General features: G+C 57.8%; 23 protein-coding genes. 13 read left to right on the top strand and 10 right to left on the bottom strand.

The features are described from left to right. Positions 1-209: 209 nt before the first annotated feature. Positions 210-1,145, bottom strand: coding sequence for a mechanosensitive ion channel family protein (locus ACR0A2_RS10450; RefSeq protein ID WP_171725980.1), 936 nt, complete (start codon positions 1,143-1,145; stop codon positions 210-212). A 61-nt stretch (positions 1,146-1,206) separates the two neighbouring features. Beyond that, positions 1,207-2,022, bottom strand: coding sequence for a response regulator (locus ACR0A2_RS10455; protein WP_480834953.1), 816 nt, complete (start codon positions 2,020-2,022; stop codon positions 1,207-1,209). Between the two features lie 94 nt (positions 2,023-2,116). Here ACR0A2_RS10455 and ACR0A2_RS10460 point away from each other — a divergent pair, with 94 nt between their 5' ends. The 4 genes from ACR0A2_RS10460 to ACR0A2_RS10475 are packed head-to-tail and all read left to right on the top strand — an operon-like array spanning position 2,117 to position 6,084. After that, positions 2,117-2,305: a NepR family anti-sigma factor gene (locus ACR0A2_RS10460; protein ID WP_170452416.1), complete on the top strand. Its 189-nt coding sequence runs from the start codon at positions 2,117-2,119 to the stop codon at positions 2,303-2,305. Next, positions 2,298-2,843, top strand: a complete 546-nt coding sequence (locus ACR0A2_RS10465) for an RNA polymerase sigma factor (RefSeq protein WP_480834954.1) — start codon at positions 2,298-2,300, stop codon at positions 2,841-2,843. Before ACR0A2_RS10460 ends, ACR0A2_RS10465 begins: the two co-directional genes overlap by 8 nt. A 6-nt stretch (positions 2,844-2,849) precedes the next feature. Then, positions 2,850-4,610 carry a sensor histidine kinase gene (locus ACR0A2_RS10470; RefSeq protein WP_480834955.1) on the top strand — a complete coding sequence of 587 codons (1,761 nt, stop codon included), beginning with the start codon at positions 2,850-2,852 and terminating at the stop codon, positions 4,608-4,610. Further along, the gene (locus ACR0A2_RS10475; RefSeq protein ID WP_480834956.1) at positions 4,588-6,084 is read left to right on the top strand and encodes a phospholipase D family protein; all 1,497 of its coding nucleotides are present in this window, start codon (positions 4,588-4,590) and stop codon (positions 6,082-6,084) included. Before ACR0A2_RS10470 ends, ACR0A2_RS10475 begins: the two co-directional genes overlap by 23 nt. Here ACR0A2_RS10475 and ACR0A2_RS10480 read toward each other — a convergent pair. From ACR0A2_RS10480 to ACR0A2_RS10495, 4 genes are read right to left on the bottom strand one after another with little or no spacing between them, the layout of a single operon-like run. After that, positions 6,081-7,082: an AI-2E family transporter gene (locus ACR0A2_RS10480; RefSeq protein WP_480834957.1), complete on the bottom strand. Its 1,002-nt coding sequence runs from the start codon at positions 7,080-7,082 to the stop codon at positions 6,081-6,083. The genes ACR0A2_RS10475 and ACR0A2_RS10480 overlap by 4 nt on opposite strands. A gap of 9 nt (positions 7,083-7,091) precedes the next feature. Next, a complete protein-coding gene (locus ACR0A2_RS10485) occupies positions 7,092-7,853 on the bottom strand; it encodes a hypothetical protein (RefSeq protein ID WP_480834958.1) in 762 nt (253 codons plus the stop codon). After that, a complete protein-coding gene (locus ACR0A2_RS10490; protein WP_171642437.1) occupies positions 7,846-8,244 on the bottom strand; it encodes a phage holin family protein in 399 nt (132 codons plus the stop codon). The genes ACR0A2_RS10485 and ACR0A2_RS10490 overlap by 8 nt, the downstream gene beginning before the upstream one ends. Beyond that, a complete protein-coding gene (locus tag ACR0A2_RS10495; protein ID WP_480834959.1) occupies positions 8,237-8,746 on the bottom strand; it encodes a hypothetical protein in 510 nt (169 codons plus the stop codon). The genes ACR0A2_RS10490 and ACR0A2_RS10495 overlap by 8 nt, the downstream gene beginning before the upstream one ends. Before the next feature lie 212 nt (positions 8,747-8,958). Between ACR0A2_RS10495 and ACR0A2_RS10500 the strand changes: the two genes are divergently transcribed. The 3 genes from ACR0A2_RS10500 (at position 8,959) to ACR0A2_RS10510 (ending at position 10,596) form a co-directional block, all read left to right on the top strand. Beyond that, positions 8,959-9,156, top strand: a complete 198-nt coding sequence (locus tag ACR0A2_RS10500; RefSeq protein ID WP_093961665.1) for a CsbD family protein — start codon at positions 8,959-8,961, stop codon at positions 9,154-9,156. A gap of 95 nt (positions 9,157-9,251) precedes the next feature. Then, a complete protein-coding gene (locus ACR0A2_RS10505; protein WP_480834960.1) occupies positions 9,252-9,872 on the top strand; it encodes a PRC-barrel domain-containing protein in 621 nt (206 codons plus the stop codon). A 154-nt stretch (positions 9,873-10,026) separates the two neighbouring features. Next, positions 10,027-10,596, top strand: a complete 570-nt coding sequence (locus ACR0A2_RS10510) for a PRC-barrel domain-containing protein (RefSeq protein ID WP_480834961.1) — start codon at positions 10,027-10,029, stop codon at positions 10,594-10,596. Positions 10,597-10,683: 87 nt separating this feature from the next. Here ACR0A2_RS10510 and ACR0A2_RS10515 read toward each other — a convergent pair whose 3' ends face one another. Then, positions 10,684-11,433, bottom strand: coding sequence for a Crp/Fnr family transcriptional regulator (locus ACR0A2_RS10515; protein ID WP_480834962.1), 750 nt, complete (start codon positions 11,431-11,433; stop codon positions 10,684-10,686). 63 nt (positions 11,434-11,496) lie between these two features. On the opposite strand from ACR0A2_RS10515, the gene ACR0A2_RS10520 reads away from it, so the two are divergent. After that, on the top strand, positions 11,497-11,895 hold the full coding sequence (locus tag ACR0A2_RS10520) for a hypothetical protein (RefSeq protein WP_480834963.1): 399 nt from the start codon (positions 11,497-11,499) through the stop codon (positions 11,893-11,895). A gap of 93 nt (positions 11,896-11,988) precedes the next feature. Here the strand turns inward: ACR0A2_RS10520 and ACR0A2_RS10525 are convergent, their stop codons facing one another. After that, positions 11,989-12,180 (bottom strand): PLD nuclease N-terminal domain-containing protein, encoded by a 192-nt coding sequence (locus ACR0A2_RS10525; protein WP_093961670.1) that lies wholly within the window; start codon positions 12,178-12,180, stop codon positions 11,989-11,991. Positions 12,181-12,367: 187 nt separating this feature from the next. Here ACR0A2_RS10525 and ACR0A2_RS10530 point away from each other — a divergent pair, with 187 nt between their 5' ends. Further along, positions 12,368-13,222: a formate/nitrite transporter family protein gene (locus ACR0A2_RS10530; RefSeq protein WP_480834964.1), complete on the top strand. Its 855-nt coding sequence runs from the start codon at positions 12,368-12,370 to the stop codon at positions 13,220-13,222. Positions 13,223-13,388: 166 nt separating this feature from the next. Here the strand turns inward: ACR0A2_RS10530 and ACR0A2_RS10535 are convergent, their stop codons facing one another. Beyond that, positions 13,389-13,673, bottom strand: coding sequence for a hypothetical protein (locus ACR0A2_RS10535; protein WP_480446580.1), 285 nt, complete (start codon positions 13,671-13,673; stop codon positions 13,389-13,391). A 123-nt stretch (positions 13,674-13,796) separates the two neighbouring features. Between ACR0A2_RS10535 and ACR0A2_RS10540 the strand changes: the two genes are divergently transcribed. From ACR0A2_RS10540 to ACR0A2_RS10555, 4 genes are all read left to right on the top strand, one after another. Next, a complete protein-coding gene (locus ACR0A2_RS10540) occupies positions 13,797-13,958 on the top strand; it encodes a DUF1328 domain-containing protein (protein ID WP_093961673.1) in 162 nt (53 codons plus the stop codon). 51 nt (positions 13,959-14,009) lie between these two features. Continuing rightward, on the top strand, positions 14,010-15,635 hold the full coding sequence (locus tag ACR0A2_RS10545) for an acetolactate synthase large subunit (RefSeq protein WP_480446579.1): 1,626 nt from the start codon (positions 14,010-14,012) through the stop codon (positions 15,633-15,635). 69 nt (positions 15,636-15,704) lie between these two features. Then, positions 15,705-16,205, top strand: coding sequence for a Dps family protein (locus tag ACR0A2_RS10550; RefSeq protein ID WP_480446578.1), 501 nt, complete (start codon positions 15,705-15,707; stop codon positions 16,203-16,205). A 124-nt stretch (positions 16,206-16,329) separates the two neighbouring features. Next, positions 16,330-16,704, top strand: coding sequence for a YidH family protein (locus ACR0A2_RS10555; protein WP_480446577.1), 375 nt, complete (start codon positions 16,330-16,332; stop codon positions 16,702-16,704). Positions 16,705-17,468: 764 nt separating this feature from the next. Here the strand turns inward: ACR0A2_RS10555 and ACR0A2_RS10560 are convergent. Then, positions 17,469-17,849 (bottom strand): VOC family protein, encoded by a 381-nt coding sequence (locus tag ACR0A2_RS10560; RefSeq protein ID WP_480834965.1) that lies wholly within the window; start codon positions 17,847-17,849, stop codon positions 17,469-17,471. Positions 17,850-17,905 lie beyond the last annotated feature (56 nt).

Below are 17,905 nucleotides of genomic sequence, written 5' to 3' on the forward strand. Positions count from 1 at the left end.
TGTGTCTCTTCGTTGCCATGCTGATCTTCGGTTTTCCCAAGCATAATGGCGGACCACTTCATTGGGGGAGGATCAGGCCAACTCATTTTGGCGTTTCAGTCGCGGCAATCATTTTGGCGACTCAGGCCGATGACCGCACCTCCGTTGCTCAAACCCCTAATTTTGCCTGAAGAGTGCTGGCTTCAGGCACCTGGGGTCAACAGTCAAGGTTACTCTGCCGCGATCGCTTTTTCTCGCTGAGTCTTTTCGCCTTCAATCAACAGAGTGCGGGTCGGAAACGGAATATTGATATCGGCTTCGTCCAACGCCTCTTTGACTTTGCGCTTCATGTCCGCCTGGTATTGGAAGTAGTCCGAAGACTTGCACCACACGCGGACAAGAAAATCGACGCTGCTGCTGCCAAGATTGTTCACCTGGATGAACGGTTCGGGGTCAGCCAACGAACGGGCGTCCGACATGATCGTCTCGCGAATGACGCGCTCGGCCTCCGCCAAGTTGACGCCGTATCCAACGCCGAACGTCCACTCGGCACGACGGGTCTCGTAAACGGAATAGTTCTTGATGGTGTTTCCCCACACCTCGGCGTTGGGAACGATAACCTTGACGTTTCCCATATCGGCAATTTCGGTGTAGTTCAGAGTGATGTCTTTAACGGTTCCGAGCACGCCATTCACGTCGACGAAATCGCCGATCTTGAGCGGCCTGAACAGGATGATCATCACGCCGGCTGCAACGTTGGACAATGTGCCTTGCAACGCAAGACCAATGGCCAAACCGGCGGCACCGATCAGCGCAATGATCGACGTCGTCTGCACCCCGAACGTGTTCAGAATGAACAGCCCGGTAAACGCCAGGATCGTATAGCGCGCCAGATTGCCAAGAAAGTTGAACAACGTATCGTCCAGGCGTTCCGATTTTTCACCGACGCCCCGGATCTTCCGGCTGACATATCTTGAAATCACAAGCCCGAGAACAAGAAGGATCAGCGCGGCAATCGTGTTCGCGACGAGGCCAAGAAGGGCCTCGAGCGTCAACAGGTCGCTCAGCGATTTCCCGTCATACAGCTCGGCATTCAGAACTTGCGACAGTTCGGCCCAAACGGTGTTCGTCACGGTCTCTGCGGTCTGTGCAATCTCGTTTTCCATGGGGTTCCTCGTCGTGTCTAATCGCCTGAGTTTTCGTGTCTTGCAGCGCGGCCCTGCCGCGTCAGACCTCGATCACGGCGCTAGAGGCAAAGAACATGGCCTGGCTGACGGCCGATTTGACCTGTTCTTCGGTGTAGGGTTTGGAAATCAAAAAGGCCGGTTCGGGCCCTTTGCCCGTCAGAAGGCGCTCGGGGAATGCGGTAATGAAAATGACGGGACAATCGCCGTGCTGGGCAATGATGCGGTTCACTGCATCGATTCCACTGGATTTGTCCGCCAGTTGGATGTCCGACAGGATCAGGTCGAACGGCTCGCGCTCGGCCAGTTCGATGGCGGCCGTCTCGGTGCGTGCGACCCCTGTGACCCGGTGGCCCTGGTCGGTCACCATAGTTTCAAGATCCATCGCGATGATTGCCTCGTCTTCGATGATCAAAATGCGCCCAGAAGTGTGGCGGGCCATTTCCTCGTAGGCGATATCGATTAGCTTCTGAGCCTCGGCGGGTTCTATCTGCATGATTGCGGCGATATCGCTGACCGAGAACTCTTCGACCGTGCGCAGCAGCAAGGCCTCGCGCGTGTTCGGCGTAAGGCGTGCCAGCTGGGCGTGGGCGCGCGTTTGGATGTCAGAGCTGTGGCCATCTGCGTCAACAGGCATTCCCGATGTTGACCAGATGCTGTGAAACACACGAAACAGCGCGACCCGCGGCGCGAGATCGGCATCGAACTGGGCGGGATCTGCAAGGATCGCTTCAAGCGATGCTGCGGCGTAGGCGTCGCCACTGTCCTGTGAGCCGGTGAGGGCACGGGCATAACGGCGCAGAAACGGCAAGAGCGGGCCAATTTGATCTGCGACGGAAACTCCGGTCAGCTCGGTCATCTATGTTTTCCTCATTTTTTTCTCTAAACTCGGGAACCAAACGCATACTGGGGCGTTATGGTTCCAGCAAAAGTAAAAAATTTTTGATGATGCCATGACAAAACCACAGCCCAGCCGAAGCCATCGGCAAGAAATAGAGCAAAGGATCGACGAAAACCTCAAGCGGGCTTTCGATGAGGTAGCCAACGAACCGGTTCCGGATCGGTTCGTCGATCTTCTTGAAAAACTGCGCAATCAGACCAGTGTTCCCAAAAGCGGTGACACGGGAGGCTCGGATGGTTGATCCCCGAGAAGAGCTTGTCGAACATATTGGCGCGATGCGTGCCTTTGCGATCAGCTTGTGCCGAAACGGGGCCACGGCCGATGACATCGTGCAGGACGCATTGATAAAGGCATGGAGCAATATCGACTCGTTTCAGGAAGGCACCAACATGCGGGCTTGGTTGTTCACCATCGTCCGGAACACCTATTTTTCGCTGCACCGCAAGCGCAAGCGCGAGGTCGAGGATGTGGATGGCGCGATGGCCGAAAGCCTGTCGCAAAAGCCCGACCATGACGGACGGCTGGCGTTGAAGGATTTTGCTGTTGCATTTGACCAACTGACGGATGAACAGCGCGAAGCATTGGTGCTGGTCGGTGCACAGGGATTTTCCTATGAGGAAGCAGCCGAGATGTGCGGCGTCGCTCTTGGTACGATCAAAAGCCGGGTGAACCGTGCCCGCGCGCAACTGGCCGAACTGATGGGTTTGGAAGATGACGAACCCATCGAATTGACCGATGCGGTGACGGTGGCGATCGTTCAGACGCAACCGGCGGCCTGACGATCGATGGATGCGGAACCGCGCAGCCTGACCGTCTATCTTGCCGCGCTGGTCACCTTGGCGCTTTTGCCTTTGGGGCTGATTGCGGTATTGCAGACACGCGCTGTGATTACCGAGGCCGACGAAAGATCTCGGGCCTCGGTTTTGGCGCGCACCATCGAAGCTGCCACCCGGGAACGGGAGCTTCTGCAGAAAGCTGTTGGTGCCAGTTCGGGACTTACCGCCGCGCTTTCGGCTGGAGGTATGGACAAAGCCGCTTGCTCGGGCCTTATGCGCAGGTTCGTCGAACGACAGCCCGAGTTTGTATTTGCCGGGTTTATACAGCCGAACGGTGTTATGGCTTGCTCAACCGTCGAACGGACCATCGAATTGTCGGACGCGCCCGGTTTCGGGCAGATCTCGGAAAATCCGCAGCTTACTTTTTCTGTCAGTCGTGCCGGGGCGGCGACAGGGCAATCAGTGATCATCGTAACCCAGCCGGTCATGAACAAGACCGAGCTTATGGGGTTCGTCTCCATCTCGATACCTCATGCGCTGGCGCGCACGCCCTTGGATGTTGGCAACATTGGTAGTGACGTGGTCATCGCCCTGTTCGACGCGACCGGAGAAGTGCTGTCATCAAATGTGGGCTTGGATGAGGTCAAACCATTCCTACCGCCCGCGAAAGAAAACCTGTTGGTTCTGTCCAGTTCCGGTAAAACATTTTCGGCTAAAACGGCCGACGGAGAGGATCGGGTTTTTGCAGTTGCCAGCATCATTCCGGGCGAAGTCGCCGTGATTGGCAGTTGGCCACGCGAGGCGGCGCTGGCCTCAGTCGGTGCAGGCAGCACTGCTTTGACCATTGCTTTTCCGATCCTGATGTGGGTGACCGGTCTGGGAGTTGCCTTGTGGGGCCTGCATCGATTGGTGATCCGGCATCTCGACAGCTTGCGTTCGGCCGTGCGTCGTTTCGCGTTGGGCGAGCGCGACCCAATTGAAAGCCTCGCAGGCGCCCCGCAGGAGTTTCAGCAAATACAGACTGCATTCAACCGCATGGTCTTGTTGATCCGCGAGGCTGAGGCGCAGCACGAACGCGACCTTGTCGAAAAAACGCTGTTGTTGCGCGAGGTACACCATCGCGTCAAAAACAATCTTCAACTGATCGCTTCGATCATGAACATGCATTTGCGCAAGGCCGAAACCACCGAGGCCCGGCGCTTGCTGGAACAGTTGCAGCGTCGGGTTCGCGGCCTGGCCATGGTGCACCAGAGCTTGAACCAGAACTCGCAGATGACGACGATCAACACCGAGGCACTGATCGGACATTTGGTCGCCGAACTGGCGCATCGACCGCCAATTCTGGGTCAGGTGGTCGAGGTTGACTGCCGGATCGCGCCTGTCGAACTGGGGCAGGATCAGGCAGTCACGCTGTCGATGCTGGTGGCCGAGGCGCTGACGAACGCGGTCAAATACGTAGGCGTTCCGCAGAACGGACCGCCGACAATTTCGGTGGAATTGCCCCGACCCGAGGAGAACACCCTGCACCTGAAAGTCTCCAACACGCGCGGGCAGTCGGACGACGGTGCGGATCTGTTCCATAGCGGCGGGATCGGTCAGCGGCTGATGCAGGCCTTCCTCCGCCAATTGGACGGTTCCGAGACCATAACCGAGACGTCCTCGCATTATGTGTATGAGGTGACGTTCGAAATCTCCGAAGTAGAAGCGGATAGCGAACCACAGTCCGTTGCGGATGAGAGAGGCGGTGATGCCCGTGCCGCAGCAGAATGACTTTGAGGTCCTGATCACGGCCGAGCAAGCCTGGCCCGCCTTGGAAAAAGCGGTTCTGGAGGCCCGGCACCAGATCAAGGCAAGTTTTCGAATATTCGATTTCATGACACGGCTGCGCAGCGATCAGGCGCGCCAGATCGGCGATACCTGGTTTGACCTGATCGAGCATGTCATTCGCAAGGGTGTAACGTTTCATTTGGTCATCAGCGATTTCGATCCGATCTTCGCGACCGAGTTGCACGAACTGAGCTGGCGCACCAAACGGCAGGCGGTAGCGCTTGCGGAAGTCCTTGGTCCCGAACTGGCCTCGCAGTTGAGCGTTCGCGTGTCCATGCACCCCGCGCAGGCCGGCGCATTGCCTTGGGCCACGCTGTTGCCCGCGGTTCTGCGTAAAAAGGCGCAGCGAATGCAGGAGCTGTCCCGCGAACGACGCAAACGGCAGGCGGTACGGCTGGGGTCGGACACGCTGCCCCGACTTCACACCGTGTCGCACCATCAGAAAGTCGCCGTGATCGACAATGAGGTCTGCTACCTCGGCGGATTGGACTTGAACGAAAGGCGCTTTGACACACCGGATCACGATCGTCTGGCCAAAAACACATGGTCAGACATTCAATTGCTGGTCCGCGGACCCGAGGCCTCCGAGGCCGCGCGCCATATCGACCGGTTCGAACATGAAATCGCGACCGGACAACCGGACCCCCAGGCGAGCCATCTGCGCCGCACCCTGTCCAGCCCGCGCCGGTTTGCGTTCTGGCGGCTGTCGCCAAAGACTATCGCGCATGAGATCGAGGATGAGCACATAGCCGCCTTTCAAGCCGCGCGGCAACTTCTGCACATCGAGACCCAGTATTTCAGATCGACTCGATTGGCCGAGGCTTTGGCTGAGGCGGGCCTTAACAAGCAGGACCTGAAACTGGTGCTTGTTCTACCAGCCTTACCAGAGGAAGTGGCCTTTGGCGGGCATGACGGACTGGACGCGCAATTCGGTTTGGACCTGCAGGCCAAATGCCTGGAGATTATCCAGCAGGGGTTCCAAGACCGGGTTTCGGTGTCGACCCCGGTCCAACCGATTTCGGCCAGTGGGGCCGATGCCAGCGCTGAAGTTCTGAGCGGGTCTCCGATCATTCACGTTCACAACAAAGTTCTGGTGGTGGATGACCATCATGCTTTGGTCGGGTCCGCCAACCTGAACGGACGGTCTTTGCGGTGGGACACAGAAGTCGCCCTTCGGGTCACCGACCGGCAGCGGGTCGCGGTTCTGCGGCAGGCCCTGGTGGACCATTGGTGGTTCTCGGATGATCTGAGCAAACCGATCGAGCCCGATGCCATGTTCGCGTGGTGGGGGCGAGAGGTACAGGCCAACGGCGTGCGGCGCCCCGAAGCGCGCAGCGGCTTCCTGGTTCCGCATGACGCCGACGTTGCGCGCGACATGCGGCAACCGCTTCCGGGGGTAACTGAAAACATCGTTTAGGTGGGCGCGACCGGGCTCATGACCTTGGGGCGCAACAATACGCCGAACCACAGCAGGATCGGGAGTGCGACGATGGCGCCGACCGGCCCCCACAGCCAAAGCCCAAAGATGATGGCAATGAACACGACCAACGGGTTCACCTGCAGACGTTGGCCGACGAAGGCGGGTGTTACGAATTGTGCTTCAGAAAGATTGATCGCCAGGAAAACCAGGGGGGGCAACAGGGCCGCGGCTCCACCGAACTGGGTTAAACCGGCGATCAGAAGGCCGGTCAGGATCATCAGCGGGCCGAGATACAGCACAAAATTCAGAAGGCCGGCGGCCACTCCCCAGACCACGGCGTCATTGATGCCGATCAGCCCCAAGGCCACAGCCGTTACCGTCCCGAGGCCGATATTGACCAACGTCACGGCAGCGAAATAGCGATAGACCGCGCGGTCAGCCAGATACAGCCGCGCTTTCAGGGGACCGGCTGCGGCATAGAGCTCGGGCCGGGTCAAAACGAAAAAGAACAGCGTGCCGATGAAAATCAGGATCTTTGATCCAAAATTGGGCGCCAGCCACAAAGCATCCATCACCGACGGAAGGGCGGACTCCGTTTCCGCTGCCCCATCGGCGCCGACGGTTTCTTCGATCTCGCGTCCAAGCGTTTCGATACCCCGAATGAACTCGGACATCGCGGCGACCCAAGAGCGCAACTCGCGTTTGATTGCGGGCAACTGTTCGACCAGCGTGGACAGCAGTGGTTCAAGCAGAAGGAACGCCGCGACGATGACGGTGCTGGTCACGAATAGCAGTGCCGAGGCAGATATCACTCGTGGGCAACCGACCTTCTCAAGCTTGTCGGCAAGCGGGGCGACCACGACCCCCAAAACCAACGCAAAGGTGATCGGCGCGACGATCGACCGTGCCAGGTACAAAGCGGTGATGACGGCGATCCCGGTCAGGATCGCCATCATCGCACGCAAGGCTGATGCAGAGCTGAAAGCAGTGGGCATGGGCGCGCTTCACTGACTGCGCAAAGCGTGAGAGGCCCGATCAGCCGCCTCATCCAGCCGTACACTTGCCGCAGCATGCAGCTTGTCCAGTTCTTCGTTCAAAACCCTTTGGGCCTGTCGCATCAGCTGATCGCGCCGATGGCCCAGCAGCTCGTCCTCCTTACGAGTGTTGGGCAGCAGAGCGCCAGCCAGAATACCTACGCCCAGCGCCAATGCGCCGGCCGCCAGCGGCTGATCATGGACGAAGGTCTGCGAGGCCTTCGTCGCCTTCCACGCACGCTTCTCGACCGCTTGCTGCGCACCGATTGCGGCCTTGCGCGCTTCGATCACACGGGCACGGGCCTGGGGTGAGAGCTTGTCCAGACCACGATCCAAGGCGGCGGACAGCACACTGGCAGATTGGCTGTGTTCAGTCATTCCGGTCATTTCCTGTTTCATGCGGCTGTCGGCGTCGGCGACACGCCGATCAAACCCGTCGAAGGCCTGCTGCGGCGGTACGGCCTGGCGCGGGGATTGGGTGCTTTTTGAGCCAGACCCTGGACCCGCAACCCAAAGGGCTGCTCCTGCACCGAGCAGAGCAAAGGCGGCCGGGTTTTTTTGAGCCGCGGACCAGAGTTGCGCACCGATCTGCCCGCCATAGGCTTCGAGCGTCGATTTCGCCTCGTCTGCCAGGCGCGGCGGTGCCAGCGTATCCGACAGAGCATTCAGCGAGCGTGCAAGAGCGCTGCGTTCGTATGCGATCTGCGTTTCAAGAGGTGTCAGGTCAGACATGGGTCGACTCCTTCATCGCTTCGATGTCGCGCTGCAGGTTTTTCATGGCTTGCTCGGGGACCAGCGCGGTGGCGGACAAGCGGGACCGGCCAAAAAGCGCCAGGCACCCAGCAACCAGTGCCAAGCCCGCGCCAACGAGCAACGAGGCCATACCCACCGAAAAACCATTGGCGGCGATATACGCGACCAGGGATGTCGCCATGAGGTTCAGTGCGATCATCAAAAGGATCAGAGAAATGCCAAGGCAGGCCAGCCCTAAGCCCGCTCGCGTCAGGTTTCGGGACAACTCCTCCTTGGCAAGCTTTACCTCAGCCCGAAGCAAACCCGACAGATGTTTGAGCGCGTTTGCCAAAAGCCCCGGTGCAGATCGCAGATCGTTGGGGTTATGCATCGCGGCCACCATTCATTCGCGCCAACGCGCTGGTGTGGCCCGAAGTATCGACCGAGGTACCATGCAGCAGCGACGGATCAATATCCCAAGGATCTGCACCAAAAGATGCGGATTGGGCCGCGCCCGTATTGCGCGCGCTCAGGAAACGGGCTGCAGCAAACCCGGCCAAGGCAGCCGATCCGACGAACAACAGCGGGTTTTCGCGGGCGAAATCAGACACCTTTCGGCTCATACTGGCCAAGTCGGCAGAGCGGACTTGCCCAGCCACAGCTTCCATGTTGTCCGCAATCCTCGACAAGACCTGATGCTGTACCGATTGGTCGGGAAATGCATCGGCAGCTGCGTCGGCTGCATGAGCGGCGCTCTCAACCTCCTGCGCTGCGCTGTCCTTCAGGGATTCGGCCCGGGCCGAGACCTCGGCGGTCACGGTGTCCTTGACCTTGCCGGTCAGATCCTGGGCATGGGCTTTTGCTTTCTCCGTGGTCTCGGTTCGACGTGGCATGGTTCGATCTCCTGTGTTGAGGTCTCGGTCCTTCAACGCATGGAAGACGAGATTGTTCCCAAGACCAGTTCGAACGCCACGGTGGACCCAGTTCGGTATCTGTTCGATCCCCCCTTTTCGCCGACCAATGAAGAAATATCGCCGGTGCCCGGAACCAGTTCGAGTTTGGTGCGTTTCACTGACAGCGACGAAGCAATCGAAAGGAATTTACGATGAACTGGGACCAAATTCTTGGACGCTGGACCGAATTCAAAGGCAAGCTGATCGAGCGTTTCGGCGATTTGACCGATGATGAGATCGAGCAAGCCCGCGGCGATCGCGAGCAACTGGAAGGCATCATCCAAAAGAAATACGGAGATTCGAAAGAAGACGTTCGGGAAATCGTGGATCGCCTGATGAAGGACATGTAGCCCAAAGGTGGATGCGCACATCGCGTGGGGTGGCATCAAATCGATGGCGCCCCACAGACTCTCAAGACCGATCCCAACAGGTAATCTCCGAGACTATGAAACTGTCTGACCTCATCAACACGCCCGTTGTCCCATCTGGAACCGACCACGCAATTGGTCGCGTTTCCGATATCGCCATTCGCGCTGGGCAGACCGAGTTGGAGTACGTCTTAGTCAATCTGAGCGTGGCCGGAGGGAATGACCCGGTGGCGTTCACCGCCGATTCGCTCGAATTTGGTGCAAGCGAGGTAGTGTGCACGTTATCCCATCACCAAGTGAATCATCTTCGACAGAGCGAAGGAGGCGAAGACCCCCTCGCAGTAGACATTAAAGGCCTGCCGCCCCTGGTCGTAGGGCCGTTCGGCAACGCGATTGCGCCGGTTGTGATGGGGGCGATCCTGAATGACGCTCTCCGCCAACGCCCCCAGCCCAGGCCACCCGGAAGCAACTTCCGGTGGTTTGCGAAGTTGCAGGGCAACCCCGTGTTTGACGCGACTGGTGAGTTGGGAAGGTTTATGGATATTGAGCTCGACCCAAACACCAAGGCTCTGCGGTTTCTCTTGATCGACGGGCGACCAGATATCCTGAGTTTTCCGTTCGCTGAGTTACGCAATATTCCCGACGATGAACACTACATGGTTCTGTCCAGATCTTCCGATCCGCTGCACCCGGTCTGAGGGTCTGGCCACGGCTTGTCATACCGCGCAGATGCGCGGTTTTTTCTTTTTAAAACAAATATTTTTGCATTTTTCTGGGAACAAGTCGCGGCGTCATTCGTTTGTTCAACAAGACCGCGGGAAACGCGGTCAGAACAGACCAAAGGAGTGAGCTATGAAACGTTTTCTGACCACAACTTCGATCGTTCTGGTGATGTCGGCATCGGCCTATGCAGAAAGCTCGAATGTCGAAGAAGTCGGCAAGAACCTGGAAGAGGCAGCCGAGGCAGCCGGTGATGCGCTGTCCAATACCGCGCAGGATATCAAGAACGCTGCGCAGAACACGGCGCAAGACGTCGACCAAGCAGCCGAAGCAACCGGTGAGTACATCAGCGAAAAAGCCGGTCAGATGGCCGATGCGGTTGACCCAACCACCATCGACATAGAGGGTTATGTCCCCGTTGCCCAAGGCACCATCCCGGCCGAAGATCTGACCGGCATGCGCGTCTATGACGTCTCGCAAGAGTGGATCGGCGAGATCGAAGAGGTCGTCGTCGACATGGACGGATCGGTAGATGGGGCCGTGATCGGCGTTGGCGGGTTCCTCGGCTTGGGGGAAAAGGATGTTCTGATCGATTTCTCGCGCGTGTCGCTGATGCGTGAAGTCAATGGTGACAACACCTATGCCTTCGTTCACGCTGACAAGGAGATGCTGAAGGATATGCCGGCCTACGAAGGGTCGTAAAACGGCTCCTCAGTCGCAAAGCATGTGATCAAGCCGTCGGCCGATTTTTCGGTCGGCGGTTCTTTAATTCCTGTCCATCCGCCACGTTTAGATCAGCGGGCGCGGAACGGCTTCGGTGATTTCGACCAAGCCAAGCTCGGCTAGACCCTCAAGATCGTTAATCTGCAGCACATTGTTGGACCATTCGGCCAGACCGAGATCCTTCAGCCGGCGCAGGGTCTTGTTCGTGTGAACCAGCGACAAGCCCAACGCATCCGCAAGATCCTGCTGCCGGTAGGGCAGCGGACACTGCAAGCCTTTGGCCAATCCGACAGCCTGCGACCTTGTGTAGAAGCGGTGCAGGCTCCACGCGATCTTCTCGATCGCGCCGCGCTGGCCGACTGTTGTCAGGGCGTCGCCCAGAAAATGCTCTTCGACGGCGGCCAGGAATGTCAGGTCAAAGGCGCGATCAGGCTGGTTCTGATATAACTCGAACAGCCGCAAGCGATTGAAAACGCACAGCCGCATCGCGGTTGTCGCTTCGACCGAGTGCCGCATCTCGCCCATGACGCCAGCCTGCAGCCCGACGAGATCGCCTGGAAGCACAAAGCCTATGACCTGCCTGCGACCGTTTTCGAGCGTTTTGTAACGAACGCCCATCCCGCTCAGAACCGTGAACAGATGCGCGGATTTCGCGCCCTCGATGAACAGTTGTGTTCCGGGTTCGGCCTGCATCTCACCGGTTTTGAAACCCTGCATGAATCGCAGGTCGTCTTCCGAGAACGGCAGGAAGACGTCCATCTGCCTCAGCGGACAGTCCCTACATGCGATCAGAGAATTTTTTCGTTGCTGTGTCATAGTTTATTGCGGCGCTGTGGGACTGCCCTAGGGTGGCATCGAACAGATTTCAGGATGGTATTTATGGAAGCCTCTTCCCGCAGCGTAGCAGATGTTTTCATTGTTACGGAAAACTTTATCGAAGCAGCGGACATCAGTGACGCCATCCCCGCAGTTCCAACCGATCGCATTGTCCATATCCGCGAGCTGCACGCGGGCGGGCATTTCTGGCAGGATCCCAAATTCGCCCCGGCCTTGAGCGTTCTGAGCTATCGCAGAAGTGAGACGTCATTTGACGCCGTCGCGCGGCTGTTGGTCGAACGCGGCAGTGCACTGTTGCTGTTGGACCCGTCCCCCGAGGTGCAAGCGCAATTTGAATGCGCGGCACTGATACGGCCTTTCACGGCCGCAGATCTTGCACGCAAGATCGCAGCCATTGATTTCAGTGGGAACGGCTTGAAGATCGGCGCTGATCCTGGGTGAACTGGCACAAGGCCCATTTCACCATCTATACAATTGACTCAAAAAAGCGCGGCCGATGCCGCGCTTTTTTTGTACCGACAATTTCCGCGCTGATCAGATCGCGCTGCGCGCTGCCTTCGGGCCAAAGATCAGCCAGCAGATGAATCCGATGACCGGAAGCAACAGAACGAAAAGGACCCACAGAATTTTTGCACCGGTCGTCGCAGACGAGCCGATGATCGAAATAATGGCCCAGATCGACAAAACCAGGACGATCAGACCGCCAATACCATATACTTCCACCATACCGAAGTTCCTTTCGAATTACTTGTCGTTGTTCCTACAAGGACACAACGCGATAGGTGGCTAAAAGTTCCCGACAAAGATCTGGGCGTGATCCCAGTTCTTTCAGAAGGTTTGAGGAACTTTGTGGCTGACGGAACCAAAACGACCGGCAGAACGTTGGGTTTGAAGGTCGATACATGGGGTCAAAATGTCAGATATAAACGAAGCGCCGCGAAAAGATCTTGTCGAGAAGGAAAGTGAGCGCGAAGCGGTCGAAGAAGCGTCCGGCCTGTCTCCGCGCCTGATATTCGAGACCATCCGCCAAAACGGCGAGGAGGAACTGGATCGCCCGACCAAAGCGTTGTTCTGGTCCGGGATTGCCGCAGGCGTGCTGATCAGCTTTTCGGTGCTCGGCGAAGCGATCTTTCGGGCACATCTGCCCGAAACCAGCGCGCGCTTTCTGATCGAGAACCTGGGCTATTCCCTCGGCTTTGTTTTGGTCATCTTGGGGCGGATGCAGTTGTTTACCGAAAACACGATAACGACTGTCGTTCCAGCCATGATAAATCCGTCCGTTGCCTGCTTCACCAAAACCGCGCGGCTGTGGGCAATCGTACTGGGTGCCAATGTGCTGGGGGCGTTTGCGATATCTGCCTTCCTGATCCATACGCCGGTGTTGTCACCCGAACTCGTCTCGGTCATCAACGACCTGAGCCACCACGCCACCGGCATGGGCGCCTGGGTTGGCTTTCTGCGCGGAATACCGGCGGGGATCCTGATTGCGGCAATCGTTTGGATGCTGCCTTCGGCACAGAACAACGAGGTGCTGGTCATCGTGATCTTCACTTGGATGATTGCGGCCGGTGACTTTACCCACGTCGTTGCCGGTTCGGTGGAAATGGCGGTTCTGATGCTTCAGGGGCAGTTTCCAGTAGGCGCAGCCGTTTTCAGCTTTTTCCTGCCCGTCCTCGCCGGCAACATCATCGGAGGAACCGCTGTCTTCACGATGCTGGCCTACGCCCAGATCAAACCCGAAATAGAAGAAGACCCAAAGCGCGGCTGAGGCGCTTTGGGTCTTTGGGGTGGCGAGTTGGTTGGCGTGGCAGTGACGAACAGCGCTGTCAGCGATTCCTGATGAAAAACCAGATCAGTAGACCGGCCAAACCCAAGCCGAGCATGGCCGGCAATACGTATTCGATACCCATATCGGTCGCGGTGTACCGCGTGTTCTAACCGCGGTCCGCCTTGCGCAACGCGAGGCCCAGCAGGACACCCACGCCCAACGCTCCGACCATAGCCAGACCCGGGTTCTCGCGCACAAATGCGGCACTTTTCTCGGATGTCTGTGTCAGCTGCTTTTGCGCCTCGTCGCGCGCCGTTTTCAACGTGTCGCGCGTTGCGGTTACGCCATCTTCCAAGGCTGATTTGGCCTCCTTGGCCACTTCGTCGATCCGCGCCGCCATTTCCGCATGCGGAGTGTCCTGAGGGGCCTTTTTCGCCGTTTTCTGTGTCATGTCAGATCTCCTTTCATCGACCCAACGCGGGCGCTCGCCAAAGGTTCCACCAAAATGATCCGGAACCAATCTGGGGTTCCAAGCGTTGACCCGCCAGTAGTCACAGAAATGAAAGGAAATCCCATGTTGTCCTGGGCGCTGATCTTTTTCGCACTTGCAATCGTTGCTGGCATCTTCGGGTTTGGCGGCATCGCGTCGGCCTCGGCCGGTATCGCACAGATCCTTTTCGTGATCTTTCTGGTCCTGTTCATCGGTTCGCTGATCTTGCGGCTGATCCGTGGGTAAGCCCCCGCGCATCCGCACTCCCTGAAACAGTACCCCGAGGTTCAAAGCCCTATGAAAGATGCCGTCCATACCCAAACCGCTGCCGAATTGCTGATTGCCTGCCTGGAAGCCAACGGCGTGACCTGTGCATTCGGTGTTCCGGGTGAGGAAACAACCGATCTGATCGCCGCATTCGACAAGTCGAGCATCGACTTCGTCCTGTGCCGGCACGAGCAGTCGGCGGCGTTCATGGCATCGGTTCACGGTCGATTGACGGGGAACCCGGCGGTATGCCTCTCGACACTTGGACCTGGAGCGACCAATCTTGTCACCGGTGTGGCGGATGCAACGCTTGACCATGTGCCGCTGATCGCCCTCACGGGGCAGGGTGCGCGGTCCAGGCTGGGCCGCGAAAGCCATCAGATCATCGATCTCGAAGCGCTTTTCGCGCCAGTCACCAAGTTGAGCCGAACGCTGATGGTCGCGGATGAAATCCCCCAAGTCGTGGCCGAGGCCGTGCGATTGAGCAAGCTCGACAAACCCGGAGCCGTCCATCTTTCCCTGCCCGAGGATCTGGCCGAGGTCCCGATTCTGGCCGAACCTTTCGTGGCGCCGCCGCCAGCCGAGGTGCGACCGGCGGCAGATGCGGTCATCCGTTCCGCGCGCCTGCTGGCTGATGCGAAAAAGCCCTTGATCCTTGCAGGACACGGGGTGATCCGATCCGGCACCGCAAGCGACGTTCGGGAACTTGCGGAAAGCCTGTCGGCCCCGGTCGTCACGACGTTCATGGCCAAAGGCGTTCTGCCTCCGGGACACCCGCTCTCGCTGCATTCGATCGGTCAGCCGGGCAAAGAATTGGCATCAGAAGCCTTCGACCTGTGCGACCTGATCATTGCCATCGGGTTTGACCCGGTTGAATATCCACCCTCGAACATCTCGATCGGCGGTAAGAAGCCGGTTCTCGAGATCTCGGATGTGGCCTCGACCGTTGATGTGGACTGGCCGGTAAAGGCCGCTCTGACCGGGGACCTTCCGCACTGCATTGACGTTCTGGCCAAGGCCTCGGCCGAACGTCCCGCGCAAAGCTGGTTCAAAGGTCTCCAGCGGAGGATTGACGCCTCGCTGGAAGGTGTAGCAACAGCTTCCGATGCCGCCTGTGTCGCGCCGTCGAACATTTGTCAGGCGATTTCCGAAACGCTTCGCGAAAGCGACGTTCTGTTGTCTGGCGTGGGCCTGCACAAACTTTGGGTCGCCAGCAAGGTTCAAGCACGCCGAGCGGGGCAAATCATCATTCCGAACGGCTTGGCCGGTATGGGCCTTGCGCTGCCTGGAGCGATCGAGGCTGCCCGTCTGTTGGACGAGGGTCGGGTGATCGCCGTTTGCGGTGATGGGGACTTCCTGATGAATGTTCAGGAGATGGAGACGGCGGCCCGGTTGTGCGTGCCCGTGACTGTTCTGGTCTGGGAAGACAACGGCTATGGTCTGATCGACGAAAAACAGCCCGGTGCGCGCGAGTTTTGCTTCGGCAACCCCGATTGGGAGTCTCTGGCCCGATCCTTTGGCTGGATCTACCAAGATATCGAAAGTCTCGGCAATCTTGCTCCTGCGCTGCAGGCGGCGGCTGACGTCGCCATTCCAACCCTGCTGCGGGTGTCGGTCGACTATTCGGCTGATGGCGGGATGCCCACCGTCAACTGATTTTTCCGCCGAAAGTGGAACCAAATCCGGTTTTGGGCGTTTCTTCCCCAGTAGAAAAAAGGAGTTGTCATGACCGACGCATTGAACGTTGTCCCGAACGAAAACCCCGTTTCCACTGGCGTGCGCGACACCGCACCTTTGGCCAAAGGTCTGGCTGATGTTCTGGCCGACACCTACCGGCTGACCTTCAAGACACATGCGTATCACTGGAACGTGGAAGGCCCTCTGTTCTATTCGATCCACAAGCTGACCGAAGAACAGTACGAAAACATGTTCGCCGCCGCTGATGAGATCGCGGAACGCATCCGCGCGCTGGGACACCTGGCGCCCTCGCGCATGTCCGACATCCTGGATTTCTCGGCCATCAAGGATCGCGAAGGGGACCTGTCCGCCGCCGACATGATCGAAGATCTGGCTGCTGATCACGAGCGGGTGGCGCACCGCCTGCACACCCTGACCGAGCTTGCAGGAAGCCGCAAAGACGTCGTGACTGAAGATCTGGCGACCGAACGTTCGGCATTTCATGAGCAGGCAGCTTGGATGCTGCGGGCGATCTCGAAATCAAGCTGACGCGGTGACCGGGCGCGTGTGTCGTTTTGCGACCCAACTGTGCGCGTTTAAGGTCTTGGGCAGGCTTGCCGAAAAACCGGCAAGCCTGCACATTCCGATCTGGTGACTAGTCCAAAGGGCGGCAATGTCTGAAAAAAACACGAAAAGCCAAAACTTGGCCGAGGAGCGGACCGACTGGGCCGAAGACCGCACCATTTTGGCAAATGAGCGCACATTTGCGGGATGGATGAGAACCGGAATGGCATGCGTGGCCATCGCCCTTGGCCTTAAGGCCGTATTTTCCGCCGTCGAACCCGAGTGGCTGGCGAAGGCTGCAGCCACCCTTTTTGTGTTGATCTCGCTGCTAATCTACTGTGGAGCGTGGATGAACGCCCGCCGCGTGTATTCCCGATTGGAAGCGCACAGCGCCCAACCGGCATCTCGCTTCCACTTGCAATTGGTTGTTGGAAGCCTGTCCCTCGGATCAATCGCATGTTGCCTTGTGTTGTGGCTTGTCTAAGCGGGCTTGCGCCGACATCGCCTTCCAGCCAGTCAAGACCGGACTCCTGAATCTCGTGTCGATCGCGGACTAGGCGTCGTACAGGGCTCTGAGCTGTCATTCCAACGACATGACGCATGTTGACTTGTGTGTCGAGGCCCGGAACGAGGCCATCATTGCACATAGCCCGCCCGCGCAAATCAATAAACACTCGCCGATGAAAGCTGGTCAGCGTTTTTGACGAAAGATGATGCAGACGCACCTCCTTTGAAGAAATGCTTAAAAAACCTGACATCAGCTAGGCTGGCTACGGGTTTGAACTAGGGTTAGAAATCAGCGGATTTTCTCCCCCATAAGTCCCCCATTCAAAGCAGATGTTCTTGCTGAGCAAGTAGCAACACAATCGCTACAGCGCATAACACATTATTTTAACTTAGAAAAAAGTGGTGAGCCGTGCAGGATTCGAACCTGCGACCCACTGATTAAAAGACTGTTAATGATAGCATTGTATCAGTGGCTTAAAGAAAATTTTTCCAGGCTAGACCAATGCTAAAGTGAGATACCCTGCATGCAACAACCTCGCCTTAACCCAATGTCCGAATCCTCCAACCGCGGTCGTTGAGGTGTGAAAGCGGGCGTTACGCTCGCGCAAGTCGCTTCTGAAGGGCTAGTTTACGTCGCTCAGCTAAAATTTTACAGAAAGGTTCAGATGACAGCTTCGAGCCCAAAGGCGACATCGTTTTTTTTGCAGCATCGGTCATTGGATCAACTTTTGGGTCTACTCGCTATTCGATAATTTCGATCAAAGTGCCGTCAGGTGACCGCACGACGGCTTCATAGTAGCCATCGCCCGTTCTTCGCGGACCAGACACGAGCAGCCCCTCATGGCTAAACCGATTTGCAAGAGCATCGACCTGGTCGCTTGTGCCGACAGAGAATGCGACATGCGCCCAACCGCAAGCTTCGATTGAATGCGGTGTGACCCACGGACCCTCCATGATTTCGATGTGCGTATCGCTACCCGGGATCTTTATGAAGCGGGACGCAAAGCCCCGACGGTTTTGGCTGTCGTATCGATCACCCACTTCGGCATCAAAATAGTCTCTCCAGAATGTGGCCGCGGTTTCGAGGTCTTGGGTCCAAATGGCCAGATGCGCTAGTTTCATATTCGCTTTGCCTTGTTCAATTGACGTGTTGACCGTGGTGGAAAAACACACTATGC

This window comes from Ruegeria sp. H8 (genome assembly GCF_056532905.1).